This window comes from Mumia xiangluensis, assembly GCF_010994095.1.
Taxonomy (GTDB): domain Bacteria; phylum Actinomycetota; class Actinomycetes; order Propionibacteriales; family Nocardioidaceae; genus Mumia; species Mumia xiangluensis.
Genome location: NZ_WJYO01000001.1, coordinates 794,479 through 810,797 on the forward strand (window position 1 = coordinate 794,479; position 16,319 = coordinate 810,797).

At 66.7% G+C, this 16,319-nt stretch carries 11 protein-coding genes and 1 pseudogene; 9 read left to right on the forward strand and 3 right to left on the reverse strand.

Annotated elements, in window-relative coordinates; genetic code table 11:
• Positions 1–416: 416 nt before the first annotated feature.
• Together GH747_RS03650 and GH747_RS03655 are read left to right on the forward strand one after the other, a co-directional pair.
• The gene (locus tag GH747_RS03650; protein WP_149768173.1) at positions 417–1,124 is read left to right on the forward strand and encodes a hypothetical protein; all 708 of its coding nucleotides are present in this window, start codon (positions 417–419) and stop codon (positions 1,122–1,124) included.
• A gap of 192 nt (positions 1,125–1,316) precedes the next feature.
• Positions 1,317–1,538, forward strand: coding sequence for a hypothetical protein (locus GH747_RS03655; RefSeq protein WP_149768174.1), 222 nt, complete (start codon positions 1,317–1,319; stop codon positions 1,536–1,538).
• Positions 1,539–1,574: 36 nt separating this feature from the next.
• Here GH747_RS03655 and GH747_RS03660 read toward each other — a convergent pair whose 3' ends face one another.
• Together GH747_RS03660 and GH747_RS03665 are read right to left on the reverse strand one after the other, a co-directional pair.
• The gene (locus GH747_RS03660) at positions 1,575–1,940 is read right to left on the reverse strand and encodes a TIR domain-containing protein (protein WP_149768175.1); all 366 of its coding nucleotides are present in this window, start codon (positions 1,938–1,940) and stop codon (positions 1,575–1,577) included.
• Complete coding sequence (locus GH747_RS03665; RefSeq protein ID WP_149768176.1) at positions 1,937–2,413, reverse strand: hypothetical protein; 477 nt, start codon at positions 2,411–2,413, stop codon at positions 1,937–1,939. The genes GH747_RS03660 and GH747_RS03665 overlap by 4 nt, the downstream gene beginning before the upstream one ends.
• A gap of 398 nt (positions 2,414–2,811) precedes the next feature.
• Here GH747_RS03665 and GH747_RS22520 point away from each other — a divergent pair, with 398 nt between their 5' ends.
• From GH747_RS22520 to GH747_RS22485, 4 genes and pseudogenes are all read left to right on the forward strand, one after another.
• The gene (locus GH747_RS22520) at positions 2,812–3,678 is read left to right on the forward strand and encodes a transposase (protein ID WP_456085349.1); all 867 of its coding nucleotides are present in this window, start codon (positions 2,812–2,814) and stop codon (positions 3,676–3,678) included.
• Positions 3,679–3,785: 107 nt separating this feature from the next.
• Positions 3,786–4,337 carry a phosphatase domain-containing protein gene (locus tag GH747_RS03675; RefSeq protein ID WP_149768177.1) on the forward strand — a complete coding sequence of 184 codons (552 nt, stop codon included), beginning with the start codon at positions 3,786–3,788 and terminating at the stop codon, positions 4,335–4,337.
• 1 nt (position 4,338) lies between these two features.
• Positions 4,339–6,675 (forward strand): AAA family ATPase, encoded by a 2,337-nt coding sequence (locus tag GH747_RS03680; protein ID WP_149768178.1) that lies wholly within the window; start codon positions 4,339–4,341, stop codon positions 6,673–6,675.
• Positions 6,676–6,789: 114 nt separating this feature from the next.
• Positions 6,790–7,000: pseudogene (locus tag GH747_RS22485) on the forward strand (IS1634 family transposase); the annotation flags it as partial.
• A gap of 265 nt (positions 7,001–7,265) precedes the next feature.
• On the opposite strand, the gene GH747_RS03685 reads toward GH747_RS22485, so the two are convergent.
• Positions 7,266–7,670 (reverse strand): hypothetical protein, encoded by a 405-nt coding sequence (locus tag GH747_RS03685; protein WP_149768179.1) that lies wholly within the window; start codon positions 7,668–7,670, stop codon positions 7,266–7,268.
• Positions 7,671–7,742: 72 nt separating this feature from the next.
• Here GH747_RS03685 and recC point away from each other — a divergent pair, with 72 nt between their 5' ends.
• The 3 genes from recC to recD are packed head-to-tail and all read left to right on the forward strand — an operon-like array spanning position 7,743 to position 16,212.
• Positions 7,743–11,108 carry an exodeoxyribonuclease V subunit gamma gene (recC, locus tag GH747_RS03690; RefSeq protein ID WP_149768180.1) on the forward strand — a complete coding sequence of 1,122 codons (3,366 nt, stop codon included), beginning with the start codon at positions 7,743–7,745 and terminating at the stop codon, positions 11,106–11,108.
• Complete coding sequence (locus GH747_RS03695) at positions 11,105–14,485, forward strand: UvrD-helicase domain-containing protein (protein WP_228552759.1); 3,381 nt, start codon at positions 11,105–11,107, stop codon at positions 14,483–14,485. Before recC ends, GH747_RS03695 begins: the two co-directional genes overlap by 4 nt.
• A complete protein-coding gene (recD, locus tag GH747_RS03700; RefSeq protein ID WP_149768181.1) occupies positions 14,482–16,212 on the forward strand; it encodes an exodeoxyribonuclease V subunit alpha in 1,731 nt (576 codons plus the stop codon). Before GH747_RS03695 ends, recD begins: the two co-directional genes overlap by 4 nt.
• Positions 16,213–16,319: the final 107 nt, after the last annotated feature.

Below are 16,319 nucleotides of genomic sequence, written 5' to 3' on the forward strand. Positions count from 1 at the left end.
CGGGGCAAACCCGTTTCGGCTACGTCGCGAGGAGAGGGAATGTGGTACCGCGCGATAGTGGATGCCGCCCTCGGCAGACATCCAGAACGCCTTGATGGGCGGCAGACACGGCAACCTCCTCGGCGAGCGAGCGGCGACTTGTCTGAGTCCACGATCCTCGCTCGGGACCAACTCGCCGAGCCGAGATCGGACCCTACGCACGCTGGGGCGGCCCCTCCGCCACCGTCAATCCGCCCGCTTGCCGTCCGCGTGCCGTCCGGTCGCGACACTGCGCCGCGTTCCTTCCGGCTCGTGTCCTGGCGTTGCAGTTCGACGGTTCAAGGTCGTACCCGGGCCGGTCCATCTCGCCGCCTCCACGTAGAAGGTGGTGCGATACACCGGCGACAGAAGGCCCCGCGATCGTTCAGGATGAGGAAATGGTGAACGCCCTGATAGGTCCCCGCGAGCCCAAGCCGGTGCGCGATGGGTCGTGCGCACAGGTCCACCCGGCGACGCTTCCTCGGAGAGAGCGCCTCGACGCGCTCCGTGTCCACACCATTGACCTCGCCACCCGTGTTCTTGAAGTGGACAACGGCAACCTCTACGCGACGGACTTCCTCGTCATCACGATGATCCAGCGCACGTTCGGTGTGATTGACGCGCTCATAGATGCGGTCGATACCTTTAACCTGCATGCTGCCGCCCCCCTACTGCGCCTCCAGCTCGACACTCTCTTTCGTGCCCATTACCTCGCAACGTGTGGCGACTCTGACGAACTTTCAATGAAGGTCCTAGCTGGCACACAGTTCCGGCACATCAAGGACTCCGAAAACAAATCGTTGACGGATGCTCGGCTCAAGGATCTCGCTGCAGCGACGCATCCGTGGGCAGGTACCGTCTACGACAAAACCTCTGGCTGGGTTCACCTCTCGGTCAATCACATGATGACGACGATTCGAGCAGGAGAGGAGGGATCGGTCCATATCCGCGTTCCCCTACCCCGAGATCTCGTGCCCGAGAGGCTCTGGCTTGAGATCCTCGAGGCAGCGATTCAGGCAACCGAAGAGTTCTTCGCCTGGGTGGAGATATGGGAGGCGAACAAGGGCCTTCCGCCGGGCCAGGTACGCGATCTCACCGCTCGCTAGTCGCAGGTTGGCCCATCCGCCCCGGCGGCACAATCGGGCGCCAAGGTCGATCGGGCCGGATCGCATGCGTTCAAGTCAAGTTTGAACATAAGCCCCTTCGGACGGGCGCGGTTCTCTAAGACTTCTAAAGTTGGTCCAGTACCTATGCCCCAAGCCAGGGCGAACCTCGTCTGTGTTCCTTTGCCGCGGCGAATGAGCCCCCTCAAGCCCGACGGGATTCCGGACGCCAACGATGATCGCGCCCGAAGAGCCGAGTGGCACCATGTACGGCATGACCAGGGACACGACTTCACCCAGCTTCCCGAGCAGGTGCTCCTCGACCGGGCGGTGATCAGCGCCGACGAGCGCCCCGTCTATGCCCCAGAGGGCGACCGCGTCCAGCCACTGTGGGCGGCGCTGGAAGCGGGAGGCTGAGCCCACGCGGGCCCCGCCGGATCGCAGCAGAAGGCCTTACACACCCGTAGTGAGGACGCGGTGCCGACCGTGCCATGAAGGCTGCGATGATTCGCCGCGACTCGGCGCTGCTCCGTCAGCCGCGAGGCTAATCGGCGTGATCTCAATCCCCAGTCGCTTGGCGAGTGTCAGTTCGCGCCGCACCCAGGGTGACGACGAGAACGCGGGTGTCTGCAGGGCGTAAAGCGTCGTCGAGTTGCGCAGTACGTGTTCCAGGTGTGCTTGGGGCAAAGGATCGTTGTTGTGGAGGATATCGACATAGACGAACTCGTGCGCTTTCCGAACCTGATCAGCGATCAACTCCAGGGCACCTGCGTGCACAGCGCCGTCTCGCATGGAATAACTGAGGAACGCGATGGTCATCGGATTAGGCCACGCCCGTAGGCAACCCATGCGCTCATCAGCACCCCAGCAACCAGGAAGTAGTACAGCATCGATGCGTTGAAGAACGCATGACGGATTCGACGCCAACGTGCTGGCGGAAGGTTGATCGGTATCCCGACACCGTCGGCAACATAGCCATGGAGATCGGCGATGCGACGGGCACGTGTCTGCTGAAGCTCCTTCATCCTGCCTCGCAACTTTGCCTGGATGTAGTAACTCTGTGCGTCGGCAGTCCAGAACACGAGAACGACCACCAGCCCACCGACGAATAGCGCTTGATCGAGTTCGCGATCGCTGAGAGTCGCGATTAGCGTTCCTGCGGCGACCAGGACAGTTGCGCAGAGCTTCTTCAACTCAAAGCAGTTGCCCGACACCTGCAGGGTGGCAGCATGCAACTGATCAATCTGCTCCTTGTCCAGCGCGTCGGCCGTGAGGCCAGTCAGGTCCTTCACGGACACGTCGTCTGTGTCGGTGGAACTATCAGAGGTCGTGATCCTTGGCCGACCTCGTCGTCTCACGATCCAACCTTAGTCGCGCACCCCGCCCCTGTCGCAGCAATGAGCTCTACCGCAAGCTCTCGGTGAAAGCGGCTCTTCATATTCGACGTTGGTGGTTCGCCAGGCACGTTGGGACGACGTTGCGTCACTCCGCCGCGTTCGACGTCCCTTTGAGGGCCGCTCGCTCCGAGGCGCGACGCTCCGAACCAGTTGAGTTCCTGATAGTGGTGTAGCGCGGTCGCTGAGTTCGTCACCGTGTCGGTGATGGACGTAGACGCGGCCACCGCGTGATCCTTCGAGTGAACCTCTCACAGAACCCTCGAATGGAGTCATCACGATGGCCGCTCCCCACATTGTCGAACCTGCCCGGCCTGCTCGGCGAAGCCCTGTCCGAGGCCAGCCCGGATCTGATGCGCTCGTTGCTGCAGACGATCATCAACGCGTTGCTGTCGGCCGATGCCGACGCGGTGGTTGGGGCCGCCCGTCGCCGGAGCGGATGGCGCAGCGAAATGGCTACCGCCGCCGCGACCTCGATAGCCGGGTCGGAACAATCGATATCGCGATCGATCCACAAGCTCCGCAAGGGCGCCTACTTCGCCGAGTGGCTCTTCGAGCGCCGCAAGCGTGCCGAGACCGCGCTGATTGCCGTGGTCGCTGACTGCTACCTCGTCGGCGTCAGCACCCGACGGATGGACAAGCTGGTCAAGACCCTGGGCATCGACTCGCTGTCGAAGTCCCAGGTCTCGCGGATGGCCGCCGACCTCGACTCGGTCGACGAGGACTTCCGTCACCGTCCGCTCGACGAGGCCGGACCGTTCACGTTCGTCACCGCCGACGCGCTCGATGAAGGTCCGCGAGGGCGGCCGGGTGATCAACGCCGTCGTGCTGCTCACTCCAGGTCAACAACGACGGCCACCGTGAGGTCCTCGGCATGCGTGTGGCGACCGCTGAGACCGGTGCGGCGCGGAACGAGATCTTCGCCGACCTCGTCGCCCGAGGCCTGTCCGGGATCCGGCTGGTCACCTCCGACGCCCACCGTGGCCTGGTCGAGGCGATCGCGGCGAACCTTCCCGGCGCCAGCTGGCAGCGCTGCCTGCCGGTGGGTCGGCCGTGAGCACCACTACGCGTTCGCCACGCGGGATCCCGACACACGGCGATCGTGCAAGCAGCAGCATGGCGTCCCGTCGACGCGATGGCCGTCTTGCGCGGCTATCGGGTGACGGAGGAGTCGTCACCTAGGCCCCGGCCGATCACATAGTGGAACGCGAAACCGCGGTTTGGTCCCGAAACGGCGGCGCCACGGGCAGGGATCCGATAACTTTCGGGGGTGACCTCGGGGGCGTTTGCAGCTGACTTGCCAGCCGCCGTGGTTGTCGACATGGACGGGACTTTGTGCGATGTGCGCGCAGTCAGCCACTTCGTGAAGAAGCCACCGAACGGTGGTTCGTTCCGTCGAGACTTCGCGGCATTTCATTCCGGATCGCTGGAGTGCCCACCGTTTCCGGAAGTAGTGCAGCTGCTTCAGAAGTTCCGCGACGACGGACACCTCGTTCTGGTCGTCTCCGCTCGCGAAGCACGTTGGGCGTTCCTGACCGCCCTGTGGCTGGATGAGCACGCCATCGCCTACGACGAGATGTTCCTGAGAGCAAACGGCGACTACCGTCCGGACGCGGTCATCAAACGGGAAATCGCCGAGCGGATCACTCGCCGCTTCCGGCCACGGTTAGCGATCGACGACCGCGACGAGATCATCCAAGTGTGGCGTTCCTGCAACATACCCACCGCGAAGGTTCTGGAGAACGGCGCGGTCATCGGACCTGGTGAGGATCAAGAAGTCTTGCTGCCTAACAAGCCGGGCGAAGGCCCAGGAGGCGTCTGACATGACTCAGGTAGATCTTCCCTCAACCTACGAGGCCATCTCCCGAATCGGTGAGGCTCTGCACCGCTCTCGCAATCCCCGATCTCTGGGGCCTCGGTTCGACCGCCTGACCGACGAGCAACTCGACAGCCGTCGTTTCGACTACATCAAGCATCAGAACTACGAACCAGCGGCGAAGGCCTCCCTGGAATTGCTGCGTCGTGCGATCCAGATTGCCTTGAAACAGTCGACGCCCAAGAACCACCAACGAGTCATCGTCGCACTGGCCTGGCTGATCAGGGGGGCTTCGGTACCGAAAAGGTCGGCCACCGGTCGACAGATGGTTCACGAGGTGAACGGCGGAGTCGAAGGATTCCCAAGGTCGCTGCGCCAGTGGGTAAGCAATGGTGGGCACATCAACGCTCGTCACCTGACCGAGCTCACGGGATGTACGCCGCAGGAGTGGCGAACCTTCGTTGATCAAGTGACTGCCACAACGAAATTCGTTGTTGCGCCCGCGGCTGATCGCATACGGATCGAGGACCGTACGCCGCTGGACCTGGACGTGGCCACGCGGCTGGCCCGCATAGCGTCTTCGGCAACAAGCAGTGCGCCGGTCGATCGGTTGCCGGAGTACGACCGGTCCGATGCCAAGCTCCGGGTAACAGAGGTGTCCGTCGTCGGCTTCAGAGGATCGCCAGCGCGGGTGGCTTTGGACCTGACAAAGAACGGCAAGCCCGTCGACATCCTCCTTTGGGGAGATAACGGGGTCGGCAAGTCAACCCTTGTTGATGGCCTTGAGTTCGCCCTCCAGGGGCGTGTGGATCGGTCGTCAGACTTCACAAGTGGGTTGCGACCGAAAGTGCGCAATCTGTTGTCGCCAAAGGCGGCAGCCAATGTCACGCTGAGTGACGGCAGCCGAGTCGAGCGCTCACTCGTGACGAACGGCAACGGTCGAGACACCCCTTCACATCTTGATGTCCGAGCCGGCTTCAGAATCGCCCCCATCGTGATCCGACGGGCCGACATCCTCCGCTTCCTTGATGCCGATGCTCTCTCTCGCGGCGCCGTCTTCTTTGACTACTTCCCAGAGGCGTCGGGCGCGCTCGGGGTCCGTCCGGACGAGGAATTGAAGCTCCTGGAGGAGGAACGTTCCTTGCTCCGAGTCGTGCGTGCGGACCTAGCCGAACAACTTCAGACGCTCTATCCCGACCAGCGTAGGGACTTGGGCATTGCAACCGAGCTCGACGCGTTTGTGCACGATCTCCTCCTGGAGGTCAGTGACGCGCCCGGCGAGGCGGCCGTCGATGCCCTCCCGGAAACTGTCAGGGAACTCGTTCATGAACTGAGAGAGGCGCAGAACCGCTTGCGCTCCATCAAGAAGAGGCTCGAACGAGGCGTCGAGTTGCTCAATCCTCGTGCGTACAAATCTCAGTTCGACCGGGTGGTTCCCGCGTTGCAGTCGGTGGGCGGCGAGCTCACGGACAGCTTCATAACCATCACCCGGGCCAAGCACGTGGTTGCTTTGGACGTGCTGGTAGCCAAGTCCGGCCCAATGAGCCTTGACGTCGTCGTCCGGTTCGACAATGGCACCGCAGCCCTTCCCCAGCAGGCGTTCAGTGAGGGATACAAGGACTTGGTGGCACTGCTTTTCTTCCTTGCCGTAACCAAAAAGGCGGGAGATCTGGGGCAGGCGAAGGTACTCGTTCTGGACGACGCTCTGCAGAGCGTCGACGCGAGCGTGCGCGTGGGCGTCATGGACTACGTGCTGCAAAACTTCAAGGACTGGCAGCTCGTCATCACCGGTCATGACAGAGGATGGCTAGCTCAAGTCCGAGGGCTGTTCAGTCGACGAGGACGGTCCGTGGTGGAGCGCACAATCGCGCGTTGGACGTTCTCTGAAGGAATCCATGTCACGGGTGCCACACGGCTACGCATAGAAACGCTGAGGGCGGGCCTAGAACAGCACGATGAACGCATGACATCGGCCGCAGTCGGCATCCTGCTAGAGGAGATCTGCCACGAGCTGAGCTGGCGCGTGGAAACAAGTGTTAAGCGGAGAGAAGGCGATCGCTACACGATTGGTGACATGTGGCCTGGACTGTGCAAATTGCTTCGGACTGTGGGCCTTGCCGAAACGGTGGACAGCGTAAACCAGCGTCTGGACCTCCGGAACCTGCTCGGCGGCCACTTCAATGACTTCGCGGAGAGCATCCCTTGGAGTGACGTCGAGGTGCTGGCGGAGGATGTGCTCCATCTCTATGAGGCGGTCCACTGCGACCAGTGTGGCGCGTGGATTCGGAAGGTCACTGACAAGACCTACTTGTGTACATGTGGCGCCCTCTCCCTGACGAAGTAGAGCAACATCGGACACTGACTTGCGCAGGTTGATGTCGCGCTTGGTGGTGTGTTTGTGCTGGTCAGCGGGGTGCGGGGCGGCGGAGTGGCACACTAAGGCGGCTAGGTTTCGGGCGTGGTGTTCCTGCGGAAGGTCAAGACGGCCTCGGGTGCGATCGCTGTCCAGATCGCCCGCAAGGAACCGCCGTGTGGTCGTGATCGAGCATCTCGGCTCAGCCCACACCGAGGCCGAGTTGGCTACGCTCGTGCAGACGGGTCGCCGCAACATCGAGGAAGGGCAAGGGGTCCTCGACCTCGGCCTGGACGCCACGCGGGATCCCAACTCAGGCTCGAGGTCGAAGACGGTGGATCGATCCGCGAAACGGCCGCGTCGATCCGCCGCGAATGACTCGGCTGATGCATCGTCGAGGGCAACCGAGGCTGGTCTTGGCAGGCCGGTCCTCCCCCACTGAATCGCGCCCCTCAACACTCGGGGTAACCCGGAGGCAACCTAGTCAGCGGCAACTGCATCGATGCCTTCCAGAACGGCACGGCCCGCGCGGGGACTCGTACGGAATCGTCATCGACAAGTCCCCGACAACGTCATCGGCACTAGGGAGCGATGATCCGACGACGCAGTTCGTTGTAGATGAAGGAGTGTTCAGGGAAGTCAGCGGGGCCACGCCACGGATACGGCCATTCGCCGCGCAACCACTTCAGCACCCCGGCAGGCTCGGGGTGGCAGCCCGTGACGTGCGCTGCATCGACGACCTCGGAGATTTCCCTCTCGCCGAGTCGGCACCAACCGATGCTGTCCTGCCCAATTGCGTACAAGAGCCAGACTGGCGAATCGTCCAACGTTTCGCACGCGCACAACCAGATCGCGTATGTCGCAACCAGCCGCTCGTCTCGCAGCGCTTGCGCGCCAACTGATGGTGCGGCGGCCGCATCGAGGATCCGCTCGACGAGCGCGACGCTGGGGTCCTCAGGCTGTGGGCGATCCCGGCGGGAGAGCATCGCGCCATGCTACGGCGACATTCCGTCGCCGAGTGGGGGTTGTTTGCGTTGCGGGTTGGTTAGGGTCACGGCGTGGGGATCAACGTGCACCGGGGCGATCGGCCGGAGGTGCTGGTGCGCGAGTTCGCCTCGATGCTGCGCGATGACCCCGCCGACGTCTTCACGCCCGAAGTAGTGGTCGTCCCGGCACGCGGCGTGGAGCGTTGGCTGGCGCAGCAGCTCTCCCACGCGCTCGGGACAACGGCAGGCGATGACGGCGTCTGTGCGGGCCTGCAGATCATGGCTCCGCAGTCGCTCATCAGCATGCTGCTCGGCCGTGACCGCGATGACCCGTGGCAGGCTGACCGCCTGGTGTGGCCGACCCTCGAGGCAATCGACGAGCTCAGCGGCTCCCCTCGCTTCGACGCACTCACCCACCACCTCGGCGCGGGCCCAGAGATCGTCGGCAACCCGCGGGCCGAGTGGGAACGCAAGGCTCGTCAGTCGCGCCGGTACGCCGTGGCGCGAAGGATCGCCGGATTGTTCGCCTCGTACGCGCGAGAGCGCCCTCACATGCTCGACGACTGGGAGAACAACACACCCTCCGACGGCGTGGGCGGCGCGCTGCCCGACGACTTCCTCTGGCAGCCGATCCTGTGGCGGCGGACGGTCGAGCTCGTACGCGAACGACACGACCTGACCGAGTCCGTAACCGAACGTCACCGGCGCGTGGTCGACGAGCTGGCCTCCGGAACGAAAGCCCTCGACCTTCCGCAACGCCTGTCGTTCTTCGGCTACACCCGCCTCGCCGCCTCCGACCGCGAGCTGGTCGTGGCCCTGGGCAAGGGCCGCGAGCTCCACCTCTGGCTGCCCCACCCATCTCCGCAGCTGTGGTCCGACCTCGAGGACAACACCACCTCAGGCGCGCGCGTCGATGACCGTACGGCCCGCCACGCCAAGCACCCGCTGCTCGCCACGCTCGGTCGCGACGTCCGCGAGCTTCAGGCGGTGCTGAGCACCGACGGCGTCACCGTCCACGACCCGCTCGACTCCACGCCGACGAGCAGGACAGATCGCCTCGCGCTTCTCCAGGCCGACATCCGCGCCAACCGCGCCCCCGACGAGACGCGGACCACCACGGCCGACGACTTCTCGATCCAGGTGCACGCCTGCCACGGCCCGGCCCGCCAGGTGGAGGTGCTCCGCGAAGTCCTGACCGCCCTCCTCGCCGAAGGCCAGGGCGCACTGCAGCCGCGGGACATCCTCGTGATGTGCCCGGACATCGAGACGTTCGCGCCGCTCATCCAGGCCACGTTCGGACTCAGCCTCGTCTCCGCGCCGGGAGCGACCCCCACCTCGTACCATCCCGGCCAACAGCTCCGCGTGCAGCTCGCCGACCGCGCACTCGGCGCGACCAACCCGCTGATCGATCTGGCCCATCGCGTCGTCAGCATCGTCGCCGGGCGGATGACCGTCTCCGAGGTGCTCGACCTCGCGAGCCACGACGCCGTACGGGCGCGGTTCGGGTTCGACGAGGAGGACCTGGAACGGGTCAGCCGGTGGGTCACCGACGCGGGAGTGCGATGGGGGTACGACGCGGGTCACCGCGGCGAGTACCAGCTGGCCGGCCTCGACGCGAACACGTGGACGCGCGGCATGGACCGCATCTCCCTCGGAGTCGCGGTCGCCGCCGACACCGACGGTCCGTCAGCCGCGCGCGTACCCGTCGACGACATCGGCAGTCGCGACATCGAGGTCGTCGGCCGCTTCCTGGAGCTGATGGAGCGACTCAAGCGCGCCGCCGACGCCGTACGCGGCACCCTCTCGGCCGCTGCGTGGATGCGATGGCTGCGCGAAACCATCGAGGTCCTCGCCGACACTCCTCCCGACGAGCAGTGGCAGTTCGCCCAGCTCGCCCGCGACCTCGACGCGATCGGCGAGACGGCCGGCGACCATACGACCCTCCGTCTCAACGACATCCGGGTGCTCCTCGACCAGCGGTGGGGCGCACGGCCCACCCGAGCCAACTTCCGCAGCGGTGCGGTCACGGTGTGCACGATGGTGCCGATGCGGTCGGTGCCGCACAAGGCCGTGGTGGTGCTCGGCGTCGATGACGGTGTCTATCCGCGCTCGCCGGTGGTCGACGGCGACGACGTCCTGGCCCGCCGTCCCCAGGTCGGCGAGCGCGACGCACGCAGCGAAGACCGTCAGCTTCTGCTCGACGCCGTGATGGCCGCCAGCGAGCACTTCGTGGCGATCTACTCCGGCTTCGACGAGCACAATGGCACCCGCCGCCCACCGGCCGTACCGCTGCAAGAACTGATCGCAGCAGCAGCCCGCACGGCGACAGCGCCGGGAGACGACGGCGCCGCCGAGCCGAGCTTCGTACGGCACCACCCGCTGCAGGCGTTCGACGAGCGCAACTTCCGACCCGACGGCCCGGTGCCTGGGGGCACGTTCGACACCGCCGCCCTCGCGGGAGCCGAGGCGCTGCGTGCCTTCCGTGCGGACCCGCCTGCCAAGCAGGCATTCCTCGACAAGCCCCTGTCGCCGCAGCCCGCCTCCGATGTCACGCTCGATGAGCTGGTGGCGTTCCTCCAGAATCCGGCGCGCGAGTTCCTGCGGAACCGCCTCGACGTGGTGGTGCCGCGGGATGCGGACGAGACGAACGACTCATTGCCGATCGCCCTCGGCGGGCTGGAGCAGTGGGACATCGGCGAGCGGGTGTTGCGCGAGGTGCTCGACGGTACGGCGCTCGAGGACGCCCTCGACCGGGAAGTCGTACGCGGAAGCTTCCCGCCGGGCGCGCTGGGTCATTCCGTACGCGACGACATCGCGGCCAAGGTGACGGCGATCGCGGCCGACCGTGGCACTGACCCGCCGCGGTCGGTGGACATCCGGCTCGACCTGCTGACTGCCGGGGGCGGCGACACCGTACGGCTGACCGGCGTGGTCAGCGCTATCCATGGCGACACGGTGTGGGTACGCACGTACTCCACCATCAGCGCGAAGCACATCGTGGCCGCGTGGGTACGCCTCCTGGCGCTCGCCGCGACCGAACCCGAGCGCGAGCACACCGCCGAGCTGCTCGGCAAGAAGGGCGGCCTCCGACTCACCTCACCCGATCCGGCAGAGGCCGAGGTGCGGCTCGCCGACCTCGTACAGGCCCGGCAATCCGGGATGCGATTCCCGATGGGCGTCGCCCCGAAGACCGCGAGCGCGTTCGCCCTCGCCTATCGCAGGACTCAGCCCGGCGACCCGTACGGAGTGGCGCTGTCGCTCGACCGCGCCCGTCAAGTCTGGGAAGGCGGCAGGTACTCGGGCGAGAACGACGACCCGTGGTGGCGATTCGTCCTCGGACCGCAGTCGCGAGTCGAGGACCTCAACCGTCTCCGCGGCCTCGAACACTTCGGGCCGCGCATCTGGAACCCGATCCACGAGCACGGGGGCGAGGCATGACCGACGCGATGACCAGCTTCGACATCACCGCGCCACTCCCGTCGGGGACGACGCTCATCGAGGCGAGCGCGGGCACCGGCAAGACATGGACGCTGTCGGCGCTCGTCGTCCGGTACGTCGCAGAGCAAGGCCGGTCGCTCGCCGAGCTGTTGATCGTCACCTTCAGCCGCGCGGCCAGCCAGGAGCTGCGCGAACGCGTCCGGGCTCGGATGGCGGAGTCGCTCGCCATCCTGCAACGGGGCGATGCCACGGACGACGTCCTGATCAACCACCTCCGCGACTGCACCGCCGACGAGCTCGCGGTGCGCATCGATCGCCTCGCCACCGCCGTGGCCGACTTCGACACGGCGACCATCGCGACCATCCACCAGTTCTGTCACTACGTGCTGAAGGGCCTGGGCGTTGCCGGCGACTCCGACTCGTACGCGACGCTGGCGGAGGACCTGACCGAGCTGCAGGCGGACGTCGTCGACGACCTCTACCTCGCCGAGCACGCGACGGGCGCGACGCTCGACTACAAGCAGGCCCAGACCGACGCGCAGATCGCACTCGACAACCCAGGCGCGGTGCTGTCGCCCGCCAACCCGACCGGGCCCATCGCGACACGGCTGGCCTTCGTCGAGAAGGTCCGCGCCGAGGTCACGCGGCGCAAGCGCAGGGCGGCGTTGCTCGGCTACGACGACCTCCTCAGCGAGCTCGCCGACGCGTTGGAGGCTGACGACAGCCCGGCACGGCGGCGGATGCGCGAACGCTGGTCGGTCGTACTGGTCGACGAGTTCCAGGACACCGATCCGGTGCAGTGGCAGGTGTTCTCCAGGGTGTTCGCGACCGACGATGAGGGGTTTCGACTCGCTTCGCTCGCTCAACCAACGGAGGCTTCGCTCGCTCAACCAGCGGGGGGTAAGACGCTCGTCCTGATCGGCGATCCGAAGCAGGCGATCTACGCGTTCCGCGGCGGCGACGTGGCCACGTACCTGCTCGCCGCCAAGACGGCGACGACGCGGACGTCGCTGCCGACGAACTACCGCAGCGATGCGCCGTTGGTCGACGCGCTGCAACGGCTGATGGCGAACGTCCAGCTCTCGCCTGGCATCGTCGCCCACCCGATCACCGCCCAGAGGACGGCGCACCGGCTGCAGGGAGCGCCGGACAACAGCCCTCTCCGGCTGCGGGCGATGCTGAGCAGCAAGAAGCTCGCGATCGGGACGGTACGAGAGAACGTCTGCGCCGACGCTGCCGCCGACATCGCGCGCCTGCTCACCTCCGGCGCCACGTTCGACGACTCTCCGGTACGACCCCAGCACATCGCGGTCCTGGCGCACACCAACCGCGACCTGCATCTTATGCGGACGGCGCTGCGTACGCGCGGGATCCCGTCCGTCCTGGTCTCCAGCGAGTCGGTCCTTCGTACGATCGCCGCTGAATGGTGGCTTCACCTGATGATGGCGCTGGAGCAGCCGCACCGCCCCGAACGCCTTCGCCTGGCGGCGCTCACGCCGTTCCTCGGGTGGACGGTGGAGCAGCTGGATGCCGACGGGGACCAGGGGACGGAGGCGATCTCTGCACAGGTGCGCTCCCTGGTCGCGGCGTATCACCGCGGCGCCATCGCCGCCGTACTCGACGTTGCTCGCAGCCAGGGTCTCGACGCGCGCGTGTTGTCGCAGGTCGGAGGCGAGCGCGATCTGACCGACATCGAGCACTGCGCCCAGCTCCTGCAGGAGCACGTACTCGACGGGACACGTGCGCTTCCGAGCCTGGTCGCCTGGCTCAGGCAGCAGAGCGCGGACGACACGGCGACCACCGCGGCGTCGCGGATCATGCGGCTCGACTCCGACGCCCTGGCCGTCACCTTGTCGACGATCCACGGCAGCAAGGGCCTGCAGTATCCGATCGTGTACGCGCCATTCCTGTTCGACCACTGGATGCGGGACGACCCGACGCCCGCGATCATCCACCGCGACGGGCAACGGGTGCTCTCCTTCGATTCGACCGAGGTGAACAAGCCCGAGCACCGCTCCGAGGCGCTCGGCGAGAACATGCGCCTGGCGTACGTCGCGATGACGCGGGCCCAGTCGCAGGTCGTCGTCTGGTGGGCTCCCACGTGGAACACCGCCAACTCGGCCCTGCACAGGCTCCTGTTCGGACAGGCCGACTCTGCCGAGCAGCTCGAGTCGTTGCTTGCTGCTCGCGCACAGGGTGGCGATGGTGACGTGGTGGTTCCTGCTGAGCAGGTGCCGCTGAAGGACGGAGCGACCTCCGAGCACATCCTCCAGACCTGGGCGGCTCACGGCGCGTTCAGCCTCACCGAGGTCGACGGCGATCGGCGCGCGCCGGAGGTCCCGGCCGAGCAGGCGACGACACCCCTGGCAGTGCGGGGTTTCGACCGCTCTTGGGTCGACCAGGTGTGGCGCCGAACGTCGTACTCGTCGCTGACCGCGGCCTCGCACGACTCGGGCTCGGCCACCTCAGAGCCCGAGGCCGATGCGGTGGGACGCGACGACGAGGAACCCCTCACTGCCGCCGGCCCGCGCGCGTTGGTCGGCGGCGACGTTCCCTCACCGATGGCGCAGATGCCCGTCGGCACCACGTTCGGATCGTTGGTGCACGCGGTGCTGGAGGACGCCGACTTCCAGGCCGACGACCTGCATCGCGATCTCGCCGACCGCACCCGCGAACACCTGACGTGGTGGCCGGTCGACGTGGACCCCGACGCGCTGGCCACGGCGCTCGAAGCCGTCTGTACGACGTCGCTGGGGCCGCTGGCAGACGGCGTGACCTTGGTCGACCTGCCGCGTACGGATCGGTTCGCGGAGATGGACTTCGAGCTGCCGTTGGCGGGTGGCGATCGCCCTCACGCGAACGCGCGGTTGGGGGCGATGGCGCCGATCCTGCGCGAGCACCTGCCGGCCGGCGACCCGCTGCGGGCGTACGCCGATGCCCTCGACGGAGAGGAGCTCGGCGGTCAGGCGCTGCTGGGCTATCTGACCGGCTCGATCGACCTCACCTTCCGGCACGACGGCAAGTTCTACGTCGTCGACTACAAGACCAACTGGCTCGGACCGACCGACGCCGAGCTGACCCTCGCCGAGTACGCGCCAGCGCGGCTGGCCGAGGCGATGACGCACTCGACGTACCCGCTGCAGGCGATCCTGTACTCGGTCGTGCTCCACCGTTATCTGCGCTGGCGGCTCCCGGCGTACGACCCCGACGTGCACCTGGGCGGCGTGATGTACCTGTACCTCCGCGGCATGGCCGGCCCCGACACCCCGCTGGTGGACGGGCACCCGTGCGGGGTGTTCTCGTGGCGTCCACCGTCGGCGCTGCTCGAAGACCTGTCGGCCGTGCTCGACGGTCGTACGCGGGAGGGGGTGCGATGACCGCGGACCCAGCCGTCACTGTCGTCGCCGAGGGGCGGCTGGCGACCCTCAACGAGGCGGGCTTCCTGGACGGCAGCGACTGCGTCGTCGCCACGCGAATCTGCCGCCAGCTCGGTGAGGAGGTCGGCGGCGATGCTGCGCTCGCGCTGGCGTTCGCCGTACGTGCCGTCCGGGACGGTTCGACTGCGCTCTCGCTCAACTCGGTCGCCGCACTGACCGCGGACCTCGACGACGAGGACGACGTCGACGGGGAGCCACCGACCGTGGGCGACACCGTGGAGCTCCCCGAGTCGGGAGCGTGGCTGGAGGCCGTACGTTCTAGTCCTCTCGTCGCCGCCGGCGTGCTGCGCGTCGATCTCGGACTGGTGTACCTCGACCGCTATCACGGCGACGAACGGCTCATCGCTGACGCGCTGCGCAGGCGAGGCGCCACCAGCGTGTTGCCAGTGGACATGGAGGTAGTCGAGGACGTCGTACGCGACAGGACGCTGGATGACGCGCAGAAGGCGGCCGTACGCCGCGTCGCCGAACGCGCCACTACGGTCCTGACGGGCGGGCCCGGGATGGGGAAGACGTACACGATCGCGACAGTCATCCGCGCGCTGGGCGACAGCAGCGGGCAGACACTCCGTATCGGTCTCGCCGCACCCACGGGCAAGGCTGCAGCGAGGATGAACGAGGTGCTGGAGGACGAGCTGGCCCACGCCTCGTCGATCAGCCCCGCGATGACCCTGCACCGCATGCTGGGCAGCAAGCCAAGCAACAGCCAACGGTTCCGGCACGACGCCCGCAACCCGCTGCCGCACGACCTGGTCGTCGTGGACGAGGCCTCGATGGTCTCGCTGAGCATGATGGCGCGACTGGTCGAGGCGCTGGCGCCGTCGGCCCGGCTACTCTTGGTTGGGGATCCCGACCAGCTGGCGTCCGTCGAGGCTGGCTCGGTTCTCGCCGACCTCGTACGCGGCCTCGAGCCCGGCGGGAGTGTCGTACGGCTGACGGAGAACCACCGGCTGCGTGAGGACCGTGCGGGGCTTGCGGCCGCGTTCAGGACCGGTGACGCGGAGGCGGTGCTCGACGCCGTCGACACTGCCACGACGGGCGTCACGTTCATCGAGACTGACGAGCCGGGGCTCGACCTGTTGCCGCAGGTCGTCGAGCACGCTGTACGACTCCGCGAGCTCGCCTTGGACGGCGACAGCGTCGGCGCTCTCGCGCATGTGGGGACCAACCGCCTCCTGTGCGCACACCGTACGGGGCCCTTCGGCACCCGGCGCTGGAACCAGCTCGTCGAGCGTGCACTCGCCGAGCGGGCGCCGGAGGTGGCGCTGCAGACGATGTATGTCGGTCGACCGATCCTGGTCACGCGCAACGACTACGGGCTCGGTGTCCGCAACGGCGATGCCGGCGTCATCATCCGAACCGACGACGGCCCTCTCGCGGTCATCGAGACGGCGAGCGGATTCCTGTCGCTCGCGCCGTGGCGCCTGTCCGACATCGAGACCATGCACGCGATGACCGTGCACAAGGCTCAGGGGAGCCAGGCCGAGAACGTCGTCGTCATCGTCCCGCCGCCCCGCTCCCGGCTACTGACCCGCGAGATGCTGTACACCGCGATCACTCGCGCGGAGCAGCACCTCACTATCGTCGGCAGCCGCGACGCCGTGCGTCAGGCCGTGGAGGCAACTGCCCAGCGATCTTCGGGCCTGGCCGCGCGGCTGGCCAACTGAGATCGTCCGAGGAGGCCCCCGACGTGTCCGCCTCTGGCATGTCAGGACGACGCCGACGACGTGTGAGTCGGCCATGACCACACAACCGTCATGTCGTCCTCGTCGAA